General features: G+C 73.6%; 2 protein-coding genes. One reads left to right on the plus strand and one right to left on the minus strand.

Annotated elements, in window-relative coordinates; genetic code table 11:
* A partial coding sequence (locus tag GT354_RS44455; protein WP_161362924.1) for an MFS transporter occupies positions 1-1335 on the minus strand: 1335 nt, incomplete at its 3' end.
* Between the two features lie 495 nt (positions 1336-1830).
* Between GT354_RS44455 and GT354_RS44460 the strand changes: the two genes are divergently transcribed.
* Entirely contained in the window at positions 1831-3555 is a 1725-nt protein-coding gene (locus GT354_RS44460) for a bifunctional 3'-5' exonuclease/DNA polymerase (RefSeq protein ID WP_161362926.1), read from the plus strand.
* Positions 3556-3832: the final 277 nt, after the last annotated feature.

The following is a 3832-nucleotide window of genomic DNA, read 5'->3' on the forward strand; positions in this document are numbered from 1 at the left end:
GCCGCCGGCGCCCAGGATCGTGGCGGCCTGCTGGGCGCCGAGGGTCATGCCGATGTTGCGCGCGACGGTGTTCGCGCCGGCCGCGGCGGCGGTCTGTTCGGCCGGCACGGCGTCGACGACGAGGGTGCCCAGGGCGGTCTGTACGAATCCGGTGCCCAGCCCCACCACCGCGCTGCCGAGGAACGCCTGCCACGGCTCGTGGTGCAGGAACGCGATCACGACCAGGCCCGAGCCGCCGGCCAGCGCGCCCGACATCAGCACGGCCCGCGTGCCGTAGCGGGCACAGGCCCGCCCGCCGACCACGCCCGCCAGCAGGATCGTGAACGACTGCGGCAGGATCAGCAGCCCCGCTCGGGTGATGTCCATGCCCAGGCCGAAGCCCGTGTCGCGCGGCTGCGCCCCCATCTGCGGCAACAGGAACATGCTGGTGGACATCGTGATGCCGCACAGCACCGCGGTCGCGTTCGCCGCCCAGACCGCGCGCAGCCGCATCGTGCGCAGGTCGATCAACGGGTCGGTGGTACGGCCCGCCTGCCACACCCACGCCGCGAGCAGTACCCCGGACCCGACGAACAGCGCGAGCACGGCGGAGGAGGTCCAGCCCCACGTACCCGCGCGCGCCAACGCCGAGAGCAGGCCCACCAGCGCGCCGGACAGCAACAGCGCCCCGACCCAGTCCACCCGACCCGGCACGCGCGACGCGTCGCCGGGTACCCACGCGACGGTGGCCGCGAGGGCCGCCGCGATCAGTACCAGGGGCAGCCAGAACAACCAGTGGTAGGACAGGTGGGAGATGATCGGCCCGGCCGCCACGATGCCCACGCCGCCGCCCACCCCGACCAACGCGGACAGCAAACCGATCGCCGGCCCCACCCGGGCCCGCGGCAGACACTCGCGCACGATCGCGAAGGACAGCGGGAACACCGCGCCGCCGAGGCCCGCCACGACTCGGCCCACGATCATCATCGGCAGCGTTTGCGCGATGCCACACATGGCCGTGCCGACGGCGAGCAGGACCAGGGCGACCAGGAGTACGCGTCGCCGCCCGAACATGTCGCCGAGTCGGCCGGCCACCGGCGTGGCGACGGCCGCCGACAGGATGAAGCCGTTCATGATCCAGGCCAGGTCGCTCGTGTCGGCTCCGAACTCGCGCTGGAGAGTGGGGAGCGCGGGGCCGACCATGGCCTGGAGTTGCGAGTACGCCATCGCGGCGAGCATGAGCGCCGCGAGGATCGCGCGCGGGCGCGCGGCGCCTTCGGCGGGTGGTGTGAGCCGGGTCGACTCTTCGTTCGCGGGGCCGGGATCCGGATCGTCGTTGTGTCGCCGTCGCCGCACGCGTGCCCCGTTCCCGCCCGCGCCGACATCGGCGGTGCGACCCGAAAACCGGCCCGGACCTGCTCGAACACCCAGGCCACCAGTCTGCCTTGCGGACTCTACGAGCGATCTGACGGACCGTCAACTACCAGTGGACGAACGTCGAATCGGCCGCCGTCAGGAGAATCGGGGGCTTCGGCGGCAGTGATCACCGTACGACCCGGGCGCGTCGCAGGCGGTGTCGCTCCAGGGCGTGTCGGGGGTAGCCGGTAACCTGTGCCGGCCGGGGGATCCGTCGGGTGTGCGTGTTTCGTCATGCATTGTGCATCGGTCGGCGCGCGTCGGTGTCCGTCGGCTCCGAAGGCGGTGGCCGGGTCGGTTCCGGCGGAGCTGTTCCGGCGGGGCTGGTTCCTGTCCGGCCATGTCGGTTGTGCGTCTGTCGTCGTGAGGAGGGTTGGTCGTGAACGGTTCGGTACCACGGGTGCCGCAGGCCGACCTCGCACGATCGGGCGCGCGATGAGGCCGATAGCGCCGCGGGTCGCTCTCGCGCCGGACGCCTACGGGCACGGTGGGCGGCTGCGGCCGCTCGGCGACGACGGGGCGCCGCTGGGGCCGGCCGTGCATGTGGCCGATCTGATCGCGGCGGTACAGGACTACGAGGCCACCGGCCCCGCGCCGCGATGGGTGTGGGCGTCGGTGGAGAGCGCGTACGCGCCGCTGCTGCCCACCCGGGTCGCACGCTGCCACGACCTCGCATCGGTCGAGTCGCTGCTGCTCGCGCACGAGGGCCGGTTCGGCGAACCGCGCTCGCTCGGCGCGGCCTGGGCACGGCTCAAGGGCCTGCCCGTACCCGACGACCTGCCGGTAGGCGTCGCCGACGCGCAGGACAGCCTGTTCGTCCCCGACCGACTGCGGTTGCCGGCCGGAGTCGAGGCCCTCGACGCGGTCGTCGACGTACACGCCGACCAACTGCGGCGGATCGACACCATCGCGGACCCCGTGCGGCGCTCCCGCTTTCGGTTGCTGGTGGCGGCCGAGTCCGCCGGCGGCCTGGTCGCCGGCGAGATGGCGCGTGACGGCCTGCCGTGGCGCACCGACGTCCACAACGCACTGCTGACCGAACTGCTCGGCCCGCGCCCGCGGATCGCCGGCGCCGCACCGCCGCGGATCGCCGAACTCGCCGGGCAACTGCACGACGCGCTGGGCGGCCGGTCGTTCAATCCCGACTCGCACACCCAGGTCCTGCGCGCCTTCGCCGAGCAGGGCGTCCGGCTGACCTCGACCAAGACGTGGTACCTGCGCGACATCGCGCACCCCGCCGCCGCACTGCTGATCCGCTACAAGGAACTCGCCCGCCTGCACGCCGCGCACGGCTGGGCGTGGCAGGACACCTGGGTCCACGGCGGCCGGTTCCGCCCCGAATACGTCGTCGGCGGCGTGGTCACCGGCCGCTGGGCCGGGCGTGGCGGCGGCGCCCTCCAGATCCCACGCGTCCTGCGCGGCGCGGTGGTCGCCGATCCCGGGTGGCGGCTCGTCGTCGCGGACGCGGCGCAACTCGAACCCCGCATCCTGGCGGCGCTGTCCCAGGACGCGGGCCTGGCCCGGTCCGCGGCTGCGGGCGACCTGTACGAGGCACTCGCCACCGCCGCGTTCCAAGGCGATCGAGCGAAGGCCAAACTCGGCCTGCTCGGCGCGATGTACGGCCAGACCAGCGGCGACATCGGCCCGCTGCTCGCGACACTGCGCCGGCAGTATCCGGCGGCCATGGCCTACGTGGAGGCGGCGGCGCGGACCGGAGAGGAGGGCGGCATCGTCCGCTCCCGGCTGGGCCGCACGTGTCCGCCGCCCTCGTCGGACTGGCTCGACCTGACCGAGACCGCCGGCGGCGGCGAGGCACCGGGCACACCGACCGACGACGCGGGCGCGCGTTCGGCCCGGGCCCGGGGCCGGTTCACCCGCAACTTCGTCATCCAGTCCAGCGCCGCCGACTGGGCGTTGGCCCTGCTCGCCGCGCTGCGCCGACGCCTGACGGCGTTCGACGACGCCCCGCAGGGCCGTCCCCACCTGGTCTTCTTCCAACACGACGAGATCATCGTGCACGCCCCCGCCGAACTCGCCGGCCACGTCTGCGACGCGATCGTCGAGGCCGCCGAAGAGGCCCGCGGCCTGGTCTTCGGTGACACACCGGTTCTGCTCCCACTCGTTCCGACGGTCGCGCACACCTACGCCGAGGCCAAGTGAGCGAGTCGCGCTGCCACCTCCCCGCGACCGGACCCACGCGGGCGGCAACCGGCTCGAACGACCCGGACGCGCGGGCCCGACGGCGTCACGCACGGTCGGCCCACGCGCAGGTCGGCTACGACCGACACGACGCTTGCGCGGGTGCGGGTGCGGGTGGGCGCGTTGGGCGGGATGGCGTTGGTGCCTGGTGGCGGGTGGGTGCTGTGGGTGTGGGTTGTCGGTGTGACGGGCTTGATGCTTGGTCGGGTGTAGGCGGTGTGGGTGGGCGCGTTGAGCA

The sequence above is a fragment of the Streptomyces sp. SID3343 genome (assembly GCF_009865215.1).
Lineage (GTDB): Bacteria > Actinomycetota > Actinomycetes > Streptomycetales > Streptomycetaceae > Embleya.